Origin of the sequence: Arenibacter sp. P308M17, assembly GCF_003426735.1 — a bacterium.
Classification (GTDB): Bacteria; Bacteroidota; Bacteroidia; order Flavobacteriales; family Flavobacteriaceae; genus Arenibacter.
The window spans coordinates 78,609-94,728 of the sequence record NZ_QVON01000001.1 but is presented as its reverse complement, the minus strand read 5'-3'; the positions used below and the strand labels follow the sequence as shown (position 1 = coordinate 94,728).

The 16,120-nt window shown below is 41.4% G+C and carries 13 protein-coding genes; 1 reads left to right on the top strand and 12 read right to left on the bottom strand.

The features are described 5' to 3' along the window. Nucleotides 1-3 precede the first annotated feature (3 nt). Nucleotides 4-2,208 carry a S8 family serine peptidase gene (locus D0S24_RS00420; RefSeq protein ID WP_117017884.1) on the bottom strand — a complete coding sequence of 735 codons (2,205 nt, stop codon included), beginning with the start codon at nt 2,206-2,208 and terminating at the stop codon, nt 4-6. Nucleotides 2,209-2,359: 151 nt separating this feature from the next. Continuing rightward, complete coding sequence (locus tag D0S24_RS00415) at nt 2,360-3,334, bottom strand: endonuclease/exonuclease/phosphatase family protein (protein WP_117017883.1); 975 nt, start codon at nt 3,332-3,334, stop codon at nt 2,360-2,362. A 77-nt stretch (nt 3,335-3,411) separates the two neighbouring features. Between D0S24_RS00415 and hflX the strand changes: the two genes are divergently transcribed. Beyond that, complete coding sequence (gene hflX / locus D0S24_RS00410) at nt 3,412-4,623, top strand: GTPase HflX (protein WP_117017882.1); 1,212 nt, start codon at nt 3,412-3,414, stop codon at nt 4,621-4,623. A gap of 59 nt (nt 4,624-4,682) precedes the next feature. On the opposite strand, the gene D0S24_RS00405 is transcribed toward hflX, so the two are convergent. From D0S24_RS00405 to D0S24_RS00360, 10 genes are all read right to left on the bottom strand, one after another. Continuing rightward, entirely contained in the window at nt 4,683-5,615 is a 933-nt protein-coding gene (locus D0S24_RS00405) for a DUF3078 domain-containing protein (protein ID WP_117017880.1), read from the bottom strand. A 72-nt stretch (nt 5,616-5,687) separates the two neighbouring features. Further along, a complete protein-coding gene (locus tag D0S24_RS00400; RefSeq protein ID WP_117017879.1) occupies nt 5,688-6,191 on the bottom strand; it encodes a DUF2480 family protein in 504 nt (167 codons plus the stop codon). Between the two features lie 188 nt (nt 6,192-6,379). Then, entirely contained in the window at nt 6,380-6,712 is a 333-nt protein-coding gene (locus tag D0S24_RS00395) for an SUF system Fe-S cluster assembly protein (protein ID WP_117017877.1), read from the bottom strand. Between the two features lie 61 nt (nt 6,713-6,773). Further along, nucleotides 6,774-7,196 carry a SufE family protein gene (locus tag D0S24_RS00390; protein WP_117017876.1) on the bottom strand — a complete coding sequence of 141 codons (423 nt, stop codon included), beginning with the start codon at nt 7,194-7,196 and terminating at the stop codon, nt 6,774-6,776. Nucleotides 7,197-7,302: 106 nt separating this feature from the next. Then, the gene (locus D0S24_RS00385) at nt 7,303-8,529 is read right to left on the bottom strand and encodes an aminotransferase class V-fold PLP-dependent enzyme (RefSeq protein WP_117018540.1); all 1,227 of its coding nucleotides are present in this window, start codon (nt 8,527-8,529) and stop codon (nt 7,303-7,305) included. Between the two features lie 38 nt (nt 8,530-8,567). Further along, the gene (sufD, locus tag D0S24_RS00380) at nt 8,568-9,884 is read right to left on the bottom strand and encodes a Fe-S cluster assembly protein SufD (RefSeq protein WP_117017875.1); all 1,317 of its coding nucleotides are present in this window, start codon (nt 9,882-9,884) and stop codon (nt 8,568-8,570) included. Between the two features lie 72 nt (nt 9,885-9,956). Further along, complete coding sequence (gene sufC, locus D0S24_RS00375) at nt 9,957-10,709, bottom strand: Fe-S cluster assembly ATPase SufC (RefSeq protein ID WP_117017874.1); 753 nt, start codon at nt 10,707-10,709, stop codon at nt 9,957-9,959. Between the two features lie 128 nt (nt 10,710-10,837). Next, nucleotides 10,838-12,283 carry a Fe-S cluster assembly protein SufB gene (gene sufB / locus D0S24_RS00370; protein ID WP_117018539.1) on the bottom strand — a complete coding sequence of 482 codons (1,446 nt, stop codon included), beginning with the start codon at nt 12,281-12,283 and terminating at the stop codon, nt 10,838-10,840. A gap of 65 nt (nt 12,284-12,348) precedes the next feature. Beyond that, nucleotides 12,349-12,678, bottom strand: a complete 330-nt coding sequence (locus D0S24_RS00365; RefSeq protein WP_111622857.1) for an iron-sulfur cluster assembly accessory protein — start codon at nt 12,676-12,678, stop codon at nt 12,349-12,351. Between the two features lie 365 nt (nt 12,679-13,043). Then, nucleotides 13,044-15,977, bottom strand: a complete 2,934-nt coding sequence (locus D0S24_RS00360; RefSeq protein WP_117017873.1) for a PA14 domain-containing protein — start codon at nt 15,975-15,977, stop codon at nt 13,044-13,046. Nucleotides 15,978-16,120: the final 143 nt, after the last annotated feature.

The following is a 16,120-nucleotide window of genomic DNA, read 5'->3' as shown; positions in this document are numbered from 1 at the left end:
GGTTTAGGACTTATAGAACTTGATCGATTTTGATCCTTCCAGATCTGCCAATGTAAGCACATAAAGGCCGGATGTTAGATCATCAATATAAATCTGCTTCTGCTCTGCCCTACCGGATTTTACTACAACACCATTAAGGGCAACTATCTTGTACATGGCATCTTCGGAGACATTGCCGGTAATGGTCATTGAAGTCTGCACCGGATTGGGGAAAATGGAAAACTGTACTTCCAAAGTCAAGGTTTCATATTCCGTATAATCCAAAATTTCGGTTTCGCTTCCCTTAAACGTAAATTTATACTCATCACTGTATTCGGAACTTATATTTTCGGAACAAAATGTCTTTATCCTAAGACTATAATCCATTCCCTCAACTAAATTCTCCAAACCAATAAAGTTATCGAAGGTTGTTTCCACCTTCCATATGCCATCTGCTTTCGTTTTATATTCAATTTGGAAAAGTGCATCCGTATTGGCGGTCCATTCTAGCCCTACCCCAGTTTCATTGGAAGCGGTCAGTTCAACATCTATAGGGGTAACAAGCACACAATCGGTAAGGGCAATCCCTGTAACAATGATGGAAAAATGCTGTGGCCCTTGTTGAAGCGTATTTTTATGGGTTACCGTAATGGTATAATCGCCCATCGCATTCTGGATATCAATTTTTTCAAAGGGATCCACTCTATTGTCTCCGTTAACTGCTGGAGAATCTGCCTGGGCCGCATTAAGTTTCCAAGGCAAAAAGGTTTGGCCTTCCTTGGTAATTCGGATATCCAAATCGTTGACCAAGGCAGCCGACATATCGTTTAAAGTTCCTGAATTTACCTTTCCCGTTGCAGGGTCTGTCCAAGAAATGGAGGCCGACAAAGGTGCTGTTCCATTTGAAGCAACCGTATAGGCTTTGGTTTCTCCTTCCGTAAGCGTTTCTTCCAAAATCATGGAAGAGAATCCTTTGCTTGCTATTACCTCAACAGCCGATTTTGAATTGATAACCCCCCATCCCATTTTGTAATCGGGACCTAGGGCATCAACATCGTCTGCAGTATGCAGTACCAATCCCTTTAAAGTGGCCGCCCTCATAAAACTATCTTCCATTTGTTCGTAATATTCTTGGATCAAAAGCATGGATCCGGTTACCCCCGGTGCAGCTACCGATGTTCCATTAGCGGTCTCATACTTGTTTTGGTTTGCAATACCGGTTGTATAAATATTGGTGCCATATGCCGCAATGTCCGGCTTGATGCGGCCATCGTCAACAGGCCCAAAACTGGAATAGGAAGTTACCGATGCCCTTAACAATTGCCCTTGATCATTGGTCTCTATATCTGCCGCAGCAACGGTAACCCCATTTTTGGAGGTTGCAAATCCCAACATCAAATCAAAACCCTTGGAGGCGGAACCAAAAATAGGGGCCTCGTTATCCTTGCTTTTTTGGGAATTCCCTGCCGCGGTCACCATTAAATAATACGGTGCATTATACATAATTTTATCCCAATCCCTAGACACTTGGATATAGGATCCAAAATACCAATCCGGAACACGATCGGACATGATACCGTAGGAATGGTTGGATAACAACAAGCCATTTGCCGCCATTTCCGCGACTTCAATTTTATCCCTTTTCCAGTCATTTGAAACGGCTTTTGCCTTGTAGGCTACTCCTTTAGACCTTTTATCCAAACCTTCTGCAACCAAAATTCCGGTAACCCTTGTGGCATGGGAATCCACAATTTCACTCTGGTCCAAAGTTGATACCCTATTACCAAATTCATTATGGTTTGTTAAAACGGCTCCCGCGTCCCATACCCCTACCAACATGTTCTCCCCATTTATGCCTAGGTCCAATAATCCATCATCGTGCAAGGCGTTGGCCCTGGTAGCGGTATTCAGTTCTGCACTGAAGGTACTGTAATAAAGAGGGGTACCGTCATCACCAATAGAAGTAAGCTCACTAAAATTTCCATCTGCCAAGCGTTCCGTCAATTTCCAACCATTTGCCTTAGCGGTTCGCAACAAGGTACTGTTCTCCTTGTCAAAATTCTTTTTAAGGTCATTGGTAAACACGCCTAATTTTGAACTGCGATACATCTCCTTGATCATATGGATTTGCTTCTCGGTTTGTGCAAACGAGCCATAGGTAGCAAGACAGAAAGCAACTGGAAGTAATCTCTTGCCAATCTTTAACAAAGTAGGGTTTGCGTAGGCCATGATAAAGTTTATAGTAAGATTTGTATTACAAATATACCACAATGGGCAAATATTATCGATTAACGCCCCGTTTTATTCGATGAAACACGCTATTTTGTTGTGAACCGTCAAAAAATCGACATGAGATGGTTCCCTTTAAGGAAAGAAAAGTTTATCTATGGAACTTAAATTGTACATAAACGGGAAAATGATCGCTAAAACCTCCCATATATCGACTTCCTACATAGGTTCTACGCGGATAACCTTTATACTTTCCACGGTATTCCGCAAGAAAGGCCTCATCAAAGATATTGGCCTCGGCAAAACTGTGGGTGCCCCTTTCATAATTAAAAAAATTATGGGATACGATAATTTGATCAAAAAGATTCCAAGACCTTTTATAATTGGCACTTCCACGATCCGGAGATTTTAATTTCTCCATAGGGTTATGCAAACTATTCCTGCTCATCAAGGTCTGGAGGCTGGCAGATGAAGGACCGTCATTAAAGTCGCCCATTACTATATAATTGGGATTATTAAAATCTCGCTCCAGCTGTTCCATAAAACCAATAATGGTTCTTGCTGCAGCAATACGCTTATAATCGGTTTCAACCCCTCCATTCCTTCTGGAAGGCCAATGGTTCACAAAAATATGGACCTCCTCGGTATTTAGAACTCCTTTTACGTACAGAATATCCCTAGTAGTATCGCGTTGGCCATTATCATTTTGTATCATCAAAGGAATGGCTTCCGAACCTATCACTTGAAAATTATCCATGTTATATAACAAGGCGTTGTCTATTCCCCTCTCATCAGGGGAATTGTGGTGAACAAAACCATAATTGTATTTGCTTAAGGGGTCCGTTGACAATAGGTCCTGAACTACCTTCCCATTCTCAACCTCTGCAACACCGACCAAGACCGGAGGAAACCCTGCGGATTCCCGACCAATTCGGCTTATAGTATTGGCCAGTTTTGACAACTTACTTTGATAGCGGACAGGGGTCCACTTTTTAGATCCATTGGGGGTAAAATCACTATCCAACGTATTGTAGGCATTTTTAGCATCGAAAAGATTCTCTAGATTATAAAAAGCTACCGTATGCAGGGAATTGATCGATTTTTTCTTAAAAATTGAAAATTTCATCCAAAATATATAATCGATTGCTAAATTACTAAAAACCCTTGGTAAGTATTGACTAGATTTGTACTATAAATAAATATATGCTAGAGAAGAAGACCATAGAATATGAAAAAGCGGTACTCATAGGGGTGATGAACAAGGACCAAAATGAGGAAAAGGTAAAGGAATATTTGGATGAACTGGAATTTCTTACCTATACGGCAGGGGGAGAGGTTTGTAAGCGTTTTGTACAACGTATAGACCTGCCCAACCCTAAAACTTATATTGGAAGCGGAAAAATGTTGGAAGTGGAGGCCTATGTTAAGAGCAATGATATAGGATCCGTAATTTTTGATGATGAGCTTACACCGGGACAACAGCGAAACATTGAAAGGCAATTAAAATGTAAAATCTTGGACCGTACCAGTTTAATCCTGGATATTTTTGCCCAAAGGGCACAGACCAGTTATGCACGGACCCAAGTGGAACTGGCCCAGTACGAATATTTACTTCCCAGACTAACCGGCCTTTGGACGCACTTGGAACGACAAAAGGGGGGTATTGGAATGCGCGGACCCGGTGAAACGGAGATAGAAACCGATAGACGTATTGTTCGTGATCGAATTTCACTCCTTAAGAAAAAGTTGTTGAAGGTAGATAAACAAATGGAAACACAAAGGGGCAATCGCGGTGCCCTTGTACGTGTAGCCTTGGTAGGGTATACCAATGTTGGGAAATCCACACTGATGAACGTTATTAGCAAAAGTGATGTCTTTGCCGAAAACAAACTGTTCGCCACCTTGGATACCACGGTTCGGAAGGTGGTGATAGGCAACCTCCCCTTTTTATTGAGCGATACTGTGGGATTCATCAGAAAACTGCCCACACAATTGGTGGAAAGCTTTAAAAGCACTTTGGATGAAGTACGTGAAGCGGATCTGTTGTTACATATAGTTGATATTTCCCATCCAAATTTTGAAGAGCATATAGATTCGGTAAACCAAATTCTTACCGAAATAAAGAGTTCGGATAAAAAAACCATCATGGTCTTTAACAAGATAGATCAATACGAACATAAGAGTATCGATGATGACGATCTAATTACGGAAAAAACCAGCAAACACTTCACTATTGAAGAATGGAAGAATACCTGGATGCGACGTGTTGGCGATAGGGCCCTCTTCATTTCGGCCCTGAACAAAGAAAATCTGGAAGAGTTTAAAAAACGCGTTTATGATGAGGTACGGGACATACACATTACCCGATTTCCATATAACAACTTTCTATATCCGGAACATTTGGATGAGTATTAAGCATATAAAAAGGCCCTTAAGTAGGGCCTTTGCATTTATATTAATTATCGATTCGGTATTTAGAACGAATAATTCAATCCGAACAGCCAATAGGTCTGCAGATCATTGTCTATGGAATCGAAAGTAGGGGTAGGATCCCCCACATCAAGATTGTCAATAGCATAGCTCAAAGCTTCCTGCTTGTTGTCCCTTAGGCCAAATTCAAACCCTAGGCCTATCCCCTTCCAAAAGGTATATCCAAAGGAGTTGGTCCAGGTCCAGTTGGAATAATCCGAACTTTTATAACTTTGAAACATGGACAAATTGGTCTTAAAATTTACCTTGCCCAATTTCTTGGTATAATCCGCCACTATTTTAGCTCCCAATGAAGATTCAAAAACGGTATCCTCATTGCTAAAAACAAAATTGTAGTTCAACGGATGTATAACCACTACCAGATCCGTAATTGGGGTCCAAGTTGCCCCAACCCCCAAATCCAAATACCCAGGGTCGTTAAAATTATCAATGATTGTTGTCCTATATTCCCCCAGGGTAGAAATAGCCAATTTATCGCTCAGTTTCTGACCGTATAAAGAGGTTATATTAAAAACATCCGTAGCGGAACGAAAGCTATCATCGTCGGTATCAATATCCTTATCGTCAATTTTTACCCAGCCAAGGTTGATGTTCAACGAATTTCGCCAGAAAAATTTTGGCCGGCTCAGATTGGCGAAGGCATTTGTGGTAATTCCAATATTCCCTGCACTGGAATTGGGAGCGCCCTTGGAATACCAATTATTAAATCCGGAAAGACTGGTGCCAATGGTTCCAAAAGCACCCATTTTCCACCCGGGAATGGCATCTATTTTCCCCTGTATGGCGTCTACCCTTCCTTGAATGGCAGAAATGGAATCCTGTTTACTGGCTTTCTCGGCCTTTAATTCTTCAAGGCTTTGGGCAACAGTAATGTTTATAGCCAACAACGCGACTATTCCTAAAACAATTTTCTTCATTATAGTTAGTGTTTTATTTATTAAACAGCAAAAATAAGGAAAGTGGTCAGAATTTTTAATTGAAATAGCCCATTATTTGGCCTTGAACAAGGGGACCGAAGAACAGGCTTCCCCGTACATTACACTTTTTGCTACCGATTGAATCTTGGTGGTTGCCCATAAATAGGCATTGGCCGGAACAGGTTTGTTGGAACAACCTTTGATTATGACGGGCTTATCGGAAAATTCGGATACATCCAAATTTTCCAATACGGACTGATAGAGCGAGGACTCCAACATTTCCAGGTCCCCAATAATGATCTTCCGCACGTATGGCTGTAATTTAGTAGCAATAAGCATATACGCCCAGCCTGGTATAATGGCATCCGTAGAACAGCGTACTGCCACATAACAATCTTGGTATTTACTCCAATCACATTCCTCCAATTGGGCCCTAAAATCCTTTTCCCTAAGAATTAATCCCTCGAACAACCATTCCTTAATATCCAGAACCACCCTGTTTCCCTTGGGATAATAATCCTCAAGATTAAAGGTTACCAATTTACTTTGGGAGACACGATTTATAATTTCAGACATACTTTTATAATTGTAACAATGGGTTAAAGCAGCAATTCAACCATGTACTACTTTGAAAATGACCCGCTGCGCAAAGTCTCACGACTTTGAGCTTGTCCTCCCCCAACCCACTCCAAAGGAGGGGGCTGGACTTTTTCCCACTATTTTACTCTGTACTCAATACTCAATACTCATATCCCAATACTACCTTACAGCATTCCAAGTTCCAATTTGGCCTCCTCACTCATCAATTCCTGTGTCCAAGGCGGGTCAAAAGTAATTTCCACCTCTACATCCTTTAGTTCGTCAATGGATTTAACCTTTTCTTCCACTTCCATTGGAAGCGACTCCGCAACCGGACAATTGGGAGAGGTAAGTGTCATTAAGATCTTGACTTCATAATCCTCATTGACGAAAACATCGTAGATCAACCCCAATTCATATATATCCACAGGTATTTCAGGGTCATAAATAGTTTTTAGTACCCTTACTATTTTTTCGCCCAATTCCTGGGTGTCCATAATTTCCAATTCTTCGCTCATTAGTTTAAATCTTTATGTTTTGCACAAAGGCTATGTTCAATAATTTTCCAAATAATGGAAATCAATTTAATTGTGTTTGATAGGCAACGGCATATAACTTCAATTGTTTTATCATACTTACCAAGCCATTGGCCCTGGTAGGCGATAAATGTTCCTTAAGACCAATTTCATCAATAAAATCAGTGTCCGCATCTATAATATCCTTAGGTCTTTGATTGCTGAAGGCCCTTACCAAAATAGCAATGATACCCTTGGTAATGATGGCATCACTATCGGCGGTAAAAATCAATTTATCGTCTTCCAATTCGGCATGGACCCATACCTTGCTCTGACAGCCCTTGATTATGTTATCCTCTGTCTTATATTGTTCCTTGATCATCGGAAGCGATTTTCCAAGCTCTATCATATATTCATAGCGCTGCATCCAATCCTCGAACATGGAAAATTCATCTACGATTTCTTCCTGTATTTCCTTTATAGTCATATCTAAATTTTGTGCCTATTAAATAATAGTAAGCATTCCAGACAAAAATACAACAAGTAATTTTGCTTATCAACAATTTAAAAGATTGAAAACCAATCCAATAAACTTAAGAAAGCATGGCTTTGGCCTTTTGTACGCCGGCCACCAAGATATCCACTTCTTCCTTAGTGTTGTAAAAACTAAAACTTACCCTAACCGTACCCGGTATTTTATAAAAATCCATAATGGGTTGCGCGCAGTGGTGCCCTGTTCTTACGGCCACCCCCAGTTTATCCAAAATACTTCCAATATCATAGGGGTGAAGCCCTTCAATATTAAAGGATATCACGGCCGTCTTTTCCTTTAAATCCCCGTAAATCTTTAATCCGTCTATTGCCAAAAGTTCTTTGGTTGCATATTCCAATAACTCGTGCTCATATTGTGCAATGGCATCAAACCCGATGCCGTTCATATAGTCCAATGCGGCTCCAAAGGCAATTCCACCACAAATATTGGGGGTGCCTGCCTCAAATTTATGGGGAAGATCTGCATAGGTAGTCTTTTCAAAAGTTACCTCCGCAATCATTTCGCCCCCACCTTGGTAAGGGGGTAATTTATTTAACCACTCCTCTTTGCCATATAGCATTCCCACTCCGGTGGGACCGCACATTTTATGGGCGGAAACCACATAGAAGTCCACATCCAATTTCTGAACATCCGCTTTTAGGTGTGGTGCTGCCTGGGCACCATCTATCAAGACCGCAGCACCCACTTTATGGGCGGCCGCTATAATTTCTTCAATGGGATTTATGGTTCCCAAGGCATTGGAAACGTGATTGCAAAAAACCAATTTGGTCCGGGGAGACAATAATTTATGGTATTCCTCCATAATCAACTTCCCCTCCAAACCCATGGGAATCACCTTTAATACAGCTCCGGTACGCTCACAGAGCATTTGCCAAGGCACTATATTGGAATGGTGCTCCAATGCGGACACCATAATTTCATCGCCTTTATTTAAAAACGGGGCAAAGCCATTGGCTACCAAATTTATACCATGGGTTGTCCCTGAGGTAAAAATTATTTCATGGGACTTGGCGGCATTAAAATGCTTGCGTACTTTTTGCCTGGCCTGTTCATAAACGTCCGTTGCCTCTTGCGAGAGGGTATGAACCCCCCTGTGGATATTTGCATTGTACCTACTGTAATAATCTACAATGGTATCTATCACCTTTTGAGGTGTCTGGGAGGTAGCGGCATTGTCCAGATACACCAAGGGATACCCATTTACCTTTCTATTCAGTATTGGAAAGTCCTTTCTTATACTTAATATATCCAAAACAGTGTGTATCATGATAAATTCAGTGATGGTAATAGGATTGAACAGCAATTCTATAGGTCAAACCCCAAACGAACCCCCAATTTGTTGGCGATCAGCTTATTAATCCTTGCCTTTAATTCCGGGATCCGGACACTTTCCAGAACGTTGTTGGCAAAGGCATACATGAGCAAGGCCCTGGCCTCCTTTTTTGGAATCCCTCTGGACTGAAGGTAAAATAGGGCCTCTTCATCCAACTGTCCTATGGTACAACCATGGGAACACTTTACATCGTCTGCAAAAATCTCCAACTGAGGTTTGGTATTGATCGTAGCCTTATCGCTAACCAAAATATTATTGTTCTGCTGAAATGCATTGGTCTTTTGGGCAATCTTATCCACAATAATCTTCCCGTTGAAAACCCCTGTAGCATTTTCTCCATAAATACCTTTATAATCCTGATGGCTTTCACAGTTGGGCTGTATGTGGTGTACCAATGTATGGTGGTCCACATGCTGCTTTTCCTCAATAATGGTAACCCCCTTCATGGTAGAATCTATACGCTCCCCGTTTTGATAGAAATTAAGATTGTTTCTGGTCAATTTACCGCCAAATGAAAAGGTATGTACATTTACAACACTCGCGTCTTTCTGGTCAATATACGTGTTATCTATCAACGAGGCGGTAGTTAAATCGTTCTGCACCTTGTAATAGTCCACATGGGCATTTTTGGCAGCGAAAATCTCGGTTACCGAATTGGTAAACACTTCATTGGCCGTAAGACTCTGATGACGTTCTATAATCTGCATTTCCGCATTTTCCTCTGCAATGATCAAATTTCTAGGCTGTAACAAAAGTGCAGCTTCATTGCCAGTGGAAAAATGAACAATCTCTATTGGCTTTTTTGGAATCTTATTCTTGGGGATATAGATATAGGCTCCTTCTCGGCAGAATGCGGTATTTAAGGAGGTCAAGGAATCATCCTTTGATGCTATTTTATTGAAATAAACATCTATTATCTGCTTGAACATAGGTTTGTTCAAGGCAGAGCTCATTAAACATACATCTACACCATCATGGGTGGTCTCTGATAAAAAGGAACTGTATACCCCATCTACGAAAACAATTTTGAAAGTATCTATTTCATGAAGAAAGTACTTTTTAACATCCCTATATTCCAACATGCTCTCCTTCTTTGGAAATATGCTGAAGTCAATTTTTTGTAACGTATTTAAGGAGGTATATTTCCAGGCCTCCTCTTTTTTGGTAGGAAACCCCTTTGTCTCAAAATTCTTAATGGCCTCCGAGCGTATATCGTGTACCGGATGATCTACATCCACACCATTTTCAAAAGCCAAGAATGAGGAAACCAATTTTTCTTTTAAATCCATCTTTTTCAGTATTCAGTATTCAGTATTCAGTATTCAGCTTTGCCAACTGTGCAGTGAATACTGCCAACTTATTTATAAAACAGTTTCCTGTTTCAACCAATCATATCCTTTTTCTTCCAATTCCAATGCAAGGTCCTTAGTCCCTGATTTAACGATCCTTCCATTGTGCAATACGTGTACAAAATCGGGTACAATATATTCCAGCAAACGTTGGTAGTGGGTAATAACTATGACGGCGTTATCCTTACTTTTTAGTTTATTTACCCCATTGGCTACAATACGCAGGGCATCGATATCCAAACCGGAATCCGTTTCATCCAAAATGGCCAATTTAGGCTCCAACATGGCCATTTGAAAAATCTCGTTACGCTTTTTCTCCCCTCCGGAAAAGCCTTCATTCAGTGAACGGGACAAAAATTTTCTATCGATTTCCAACATTTCCGATTTCTCACGGATCAATTTCAACATATCCTTGGCCGGCATTTCTTCCAGTCCTTTGGCCTTTCTGGACTCATTGATCGCCGTTTTCATAAAGTTGGTCACCGATACTCCCGGAATTTCAATTGGGTATTGAAAGGATAGAAATATTCCCTTGTGCGCCCTATCTTCGGGCGAGGTGTCCTCCAGGTTTTCGCCTTCCAAAAATACCTCTCCTTCGGTAACTTCAAACTCTTCCTTCCCTGCAATTACGGCCGCCAAGGTACTTTTCCCCGAACCGTTTGGACCCATAATGGCATGCACTTCCCCTGCATTAACAGTTAGGTTTATCCCCTTTAATATCTCCTTATCGTCTACTCTAGCGTATAAATTATTGATTTTCAGCATTGTTCTTAATTCTAATTATTTAAAATAATTGGGCGCCTTCGGCATGTTATTAAAATCTATTTTTCAATTATTAAAAAAATAGTAGTGTTTTCTATCTGTTTAAAGGTCCCCGTGTTTGTATATTTTCCTTACCCTACGGATCCCTCTAAACTTATTTCCAATAATTTTTGGGCTTCCACCGCAAACTCCATGGGTAATTTGTTCAGCACTTCCTTACTAAAACCGTTAACGATCAGGGCAATGGCCTTTTCTGTATTTATTCCCCGCTGATTACAGTAGAATATCTGATCCTCCCCGATCTTACTAGTTGTTGCCTCGTGTTCTATTTGGGCGGACTTGTTCTTTACTTCTATATAGGGAAAAGTATGTGCCCCACATTCGTTCCCCATAAGCAAGGAATCACATTGGGAAAAATTTCTGGCATTTTCTGCCCTGCTATTTACCTGTACCAATCCACGGTAACTGTTTTGCGACTTCCCGGCCGAGATGCCCTTGGAAATGATAGTGCTCTTGGTGTTTTTCCCTAAATGGATCATTTTTGTACCGGTATCCGCCTGTTGGTAATTATTGGTTACCGCTATGGAATAGAATTCCCCAATGGAATTGTCCCCTTTAAGAATACAGGATGGGTATTTCCATGTAATTGCCGAACCGGTTTCTACCTGTGTCCAGGAAATTTTTGCATTCTTTTCGCACAATCCCCTTTTGGTTACAAAGTTGTAAACACCGCCTTTACCATCTTTATTTCCAGGGAACCAGTTTTGCACTGTGGAATACTTTATTTCGGCATTATCCAGAGCGATCAGCTCTACCACTGCGGCATGCAATTGATTTTCATCACGTGAAGGAGCGGTACATCCTTCCAAATAACTTACATAACTGCCCTCATCGGCAATAACGAGTGTCCTTTCGAACTGTCCGGTTCCGGCCTGATTGATCCTAAAATAGGTGGAAAGTTCCATAGGGCAGCGAACGCCCTTTGGAATATAACAGAAGGAACCATCAGAAAAAACGGCCGAGTTTAAAGCGGCATAAAAATTGTCCTTTTGCGGAACAACGGAACCTATATATTTTTTGACCAGTTCCGGGTGTTCCTTAATGGCTTCTGAAATGGAACAAAATATGATTCCCTTTTCGGCAAGTGTCTTTTTAAAGGTGGTAGCGACCGATACCGAATCCATTACGATATCCACGGCCACTCCTGCCAACTTCTTTTGTTCGTCCAAAGAAATGCCCAATTTTTTGAAGGTGTCCAACAATTCGGGATCTACCTCGTCCAGGCTGTCGTACTTCGGTTTCTTATTAGGGGCGGAATAGTAGGAAATAGCCTGGAAATCAGGTTTTTTGTACTTCACATTTGCCCATTCGGGTTCCACCATTTCCTTCCAGATTTTAAAGGATTCCAATCTCCACAAGGTCATCCATTCCGGTTCCTGCTTCTTTTTGGAAATAGCTATTACGATTTCCTCATTTAAACCATTGGGAAACGTATCCGATTCTATATCCGTATAGAAACCATATTCGTACTCCTTGGTCTCCAGTTCTTTCTTTAATTCTTCCTCTGTATATGCCATTTTTTTCAATTTATCAATTTGAAAATTTGTCAATTAGCTAATTATCGAATTGTCAAATCCCCAAATTATAATGAGAAACTCTCTCCACATCCGCAAGTCCTTTGGGCATTGGGATTATTAAATACAAACCCTTTGCCGTTAAGTCCACCGGAATATTCCAGTACGGTACCGACCAGATAAAGAAAACTTTTTTTATCCACCACGATACGCACTGCGTTATCCTCAAAAATTTTATCGGTTTCGGTGGTCTTTTTATCAAAATCAAGCTCATAGGACAATCCACTGCAACCTCCGCTCTTAACTCCTACCCGCACGTAATCCTTGCTGGCATCAAAGCCTCCTTCGGCCATTAGGGCCATTACCCTCTGCTTAGCTGTTTCAGATACTTTAATCATACTAATTGGATTTAATCTAAATAGTTTACAAATATACTACATTAGTAGGGTTTTACCATATTTCCTAACATTAATATAACGAATAGGGAAATCAATATTTCTTATGGGTGAAAGGAGAATTACTAGGTCGCAATTGTTTCCAGCGGATCTCTAATAAAAAAACGCTTGGTTATTGATGGAACTATACACTCCATGGCTGCCCAAACCATAAAACCTGGTAAAGGCAACACATTGAAAAATCCCATACACATCTAAGCGGATTGTCTTTTATACCAAAAATAAAACGCATTCCACAGCTTTAGTCAAAGCCTATAGGGCCCACGTTCCCTGCGAATCCTATACCCTTACATCTTTGGGACGAAAATTTAAGGATTTACAACTCCTGGGCGATCCACAGGTTTTTTGGTCATGGTATACCAGGTTTCCGTTGACCAAAGGGATTGGTCCTCATCACTTTTAATAGGTTTTTTAATATGGATATAAACCACCCTGTTTTCTTGGATTCCATCAATCTCCAAAAATACCTTTTTCCTATCCGTGGAAAGGTTCACCGATTTGATCTTAAGCCCTTCCACTCCCAATTTAGGCCCCCCATAGTCCTCAGTGGCCTCATAATAATATTGTTGCACCTCAAAAGCATCGATGTTCACCAATTCACCTGAAGCTATCGGCTCGGTAAATTCAATTTCCATACCATTGCTTTTTGCCCGGACCGCCAACATTTCAAAGGTAGATTTTTCATTGTACTTAAAACGGTGCAGGGCATACCATAGTCTCCCCTCATGCCTCCAATTGCCACCAGATCCTACTCCGCCGGCGTACAGATTGCCATCTGGGCCCCAGACCGTCCTGTTTATTCCGGCGTCCAATCCTTGAATAAAACGAAAAACAGCCCCCTGTTTTACACCGTCCACCTCATCGATAAATACCCTTTTAATACCGCCATGGGTAACATCGCCATGAATCATTTGATCTTTGTAGGGTCCTAAATTAAGAATAGCGGGCTGACTGGGGCTATTGCTAATTTCGACATGGGGTAGCCAAACCAAAGGAGGATCTTCCTTATAATCCTTTACCCGTTCCCAATCCGCATGTTTAAAGCCGTAAAATTTTCCTTTTTCCACTCTCACAATTTTACTTGTGGGGATCCAATTTCCTTGATTGTCCGCCACATACAAGGCGCCGTCCGGTCCTTCCGCTATACCATTGGGGGTCCTAAAGCCTTCGGCAATAACCTCGACCTCACTTCCGTCCTTGCTAATTCTCACTACCTTTCCCCTATCCTTTACTTCTTTAAACTCCGAGCCCAGATCTGTTGCCAGGGTAGCGTAAAAACTACCTTCCTTATACACCAATCCAAAAGCAAACTCGTGATAATGGGAGGTAACGTTCCAAGAATCGCATACTTTTTGGTACTCGTCTATTATCTCGTCCCCATCGGTATCCACCAATTTGGTCAGTTCCTGTTTTTGCAGTACGTACAGTTCCCCATCTACCATTTTGATTCCTAAAGGCTCGGCCAATCCTTTGGCTATTTGCTTTACTTCTATAGATTCGGGGTCTTCGGTATTGTAGTTTTTCAAAATATACACCGCGCCAGTGGCATCCCAGGTACATATGACCATTTTGTCCTTATCTATAAAATCTATCCCGCCTATCCTAGGATGAAATTCCGAGGGTTTGGCCTGGAACATATCAAATGAAGGGTGCACCGCATTCAAGGGCATCTGGTCTCCGGGAACGGTGCTTACCTTTTTTGCCACATACGGCAATAGTTTTCTAAAAGCACTGGAGTCGTGATAAAATACGGAGTCGGGGACCACTGTAAACTGCTTCCCATCATCGGACCATTGAAGCGAAAGACCGTAACCTCCGCCGCCTTGTTGAAACTGCAGCAAGAACTCATTCCATCCCTTTTCCAATCCTACCTTAGCGTCTACGGCCACAGCACCATGATCTCCCCTGTTATCGATTATTTCGGAACCGTTAAGTTTCATCACCGAACCATCATCACTAATTAGTCTAAAGGTTTTGTTTACCTTTTCATCAGATTTTATATAACCTTTAAACTCCATATAGAAATGCTCATTGATTTCTCCCAACACCCCTGAAGTAGGTAGATGGATGGCAGGTGCAATGCCGTTTAGGATGGGCAATGTGCTTTTGGTAAGATTCTCGTACAGATCCCCACTGTCATTGACCAAATACAAACTTACTGCCGCCCCGGACTGCCTATCCTTTTTATCGCCTCCCCTTCTGTCTTCATTGTCCAGATCAAAAGTGATGTCCGGTGTATTCAATGCTATATCCACAACCCTTTCCTGGGGCTCAGGTTCAGCGTCCAAAGACAAAATGTAATAGGCCATAGTCTGTGCGTCCGACCTTGATATATCAGGATGTGCCGACATGGGGGTAGTACCCCAATTCCCGGTTCCACCGAGTCTAATTTTGTCTGCCAGGACATCAACCGTGGCCCAATCAAAAGGGTATCTCCTAGCAATGGAATCATATGCGGGGCCCACCAAATTTTCTTTTTTAAGATGGCATGCGCTACAATCGCTCCCTTCAACCATTTTCTTTCCATTGGCTATCATACCGGTATCATCTGCAATTGGAGCTGCCCAATCTGCCGGAACCGGATTAAAATACGTCTTGACCACCGTATTTTCCGAAAGTAGCACTCCAAGACCATTTTCCTCCCTTTCCCCCCCTTTCAGGATTTCCTTGTATATCAATTTTTGGTCAGTGCCATAATTCAAAACGGGCACCAAGTCATTGGACGCGCCTTCAAGAATAGTAAAGGCCCTCACCAATCCTGAACGACCTTTGTCAAAGGCATATTCTGGAATTTCACGGATCTTAACCGATTTTCCCGTTTTTGAGATCAATTCCAAGTTTATCCCAACTTGACCGTCAATGAAGGAATAACCCAAATAATTGATATCCGGAATTTCCTCTCCCGCTTCACTTCTTAACCTCCATTGTGTTTGTTGGGAATCATCCTGAACATAAGCAAAACCAAAACTTGTGGGTTGTATTCCATGTGCCGTGGTATAAACGGCACCCTCATAATTGACCCCACCCTTCCATACTTTGTATAAATTTCCGGATTGCAAGTTGTAGCAGGTATACAAATCCTTATTCAGGGCTACCGTCAACATCCGTGGCTGTTTATCCATGACCGATCTGAATACCCAGGTATCAATGGGCCGATCATAGGCCACTTTTTGCTCACAGGAAAAATTAAGAATTGTAAAAAACAGGAAAATGGGCAGGCGGAGGAAGGTAGTACAATTCATTTCTTTGCTATAAAACTTTTTAAATAAAAATTAAGATTACAAGATATAATAAGTTTGTAAATAAAACGATACCTGCTTAAACGATAAAAAATATAAATAAATTTATGCACCCCCCCAGGTATTCCCGATCCATATATCATTAA

What these genes read in the sequence shown, in the direction of transcription:
- D0S24_RS00420 (WP_117017884.1), bottom strand. Translation starts at nt 2,208, where the DNA reads ATGGCCTACGCAAACCCTACTTTGTTAAAGATTGGCAAGAGATTACTT.
- D0S24_RS00415 (WP_117017883.1), bottom strand. Translation starts at nt 3,334, where the DNA reads ATGAAATTTTCAATTTTTAAGAAAAAATCGATCAATTCCCTGCATACG.
- hflX (WP_117017882.1), top strand. Translation starts at nt 3,412, where the DNA reads ATGCTAGAGAAGAAGACCATAGAATATGAAAAAGCGGTACTCATAGGG.
- D0S24_RS00405 (WP_117017880.1), bottom strand. Translation starts at nt 5,615, where the DNA reads ATGAAGAAAATTGTTTTAGGAATAGTCGCGTTGTTGGCTATAAACATT.
- D0S24_RS00400 (WP_117017879.1), bottom strand. Translation starts at nt 6,191, where the DNA reads ATGTCTGAAATTATAAATCGTGTCTCCCAAAGTAAATTGGTAACCTTT.
- D0S24_RS00395 (WP_117017877.1), bottom strand. Translation starts at nt 6,712, where the DNA reads ATGAGCGAAGAATTGGAAATTATGGACACCCAGGAATTGGGCGAAAAA.
- D0S24_RS00390 (WP_117017876.1), bottom strand. Translation starts at nt 7,196, where the DNA reads ATGACTATAAAGGAAATACAGGAAGAAATCGTAGATGAATTTTCCATG.
- D0S24_RS00385 (WP_117018540.1), bottom strand. Translation starts at nt 8,529, where the DNA reads ATGATACACACTGTTTTGGATATATTAAGTATAAGAAAGGACTTTCCA.
- sufD (WP_117017875.1), bottom strand. Translation starts at nt 9,884, where the DNA reads ATGGATTTAAAAGAAAAATTGGTTTCCTCATTCTTGGCTTTTGAAAAT.
- sufC (WP_117017874.1), bottom strand. Translation starts at nt 10,709, where the DNA reads ATGCTGAAAATCAATAATTTATACGCTAGAGTAGACGATAAGGAGATA.
- sufB (WP_117018539.1), bottom strand. Translation starts at nt 12,283, where the DNA reads ATGGCATATACAGAGGAAGAATTAAAGAAAGAACTGGAGACCAAGGAG.
- D0S24_RS00365 (WP_111622857.1), bottom strand. Translation starts at nt 12,678, where the DNA reads ATGATTAAAGTATCTGAAACAGCTAAGCAGAGGGTAATGGCCCTAATG.
- D0S24_RS00360 (WP_117017873.1), bottom strand. Translation starts at nt 15,977, where the DNA reads ATGAATTGTACTACCTTCCTCCGCCTGCCCATTTTCCTGTTTTTTACA.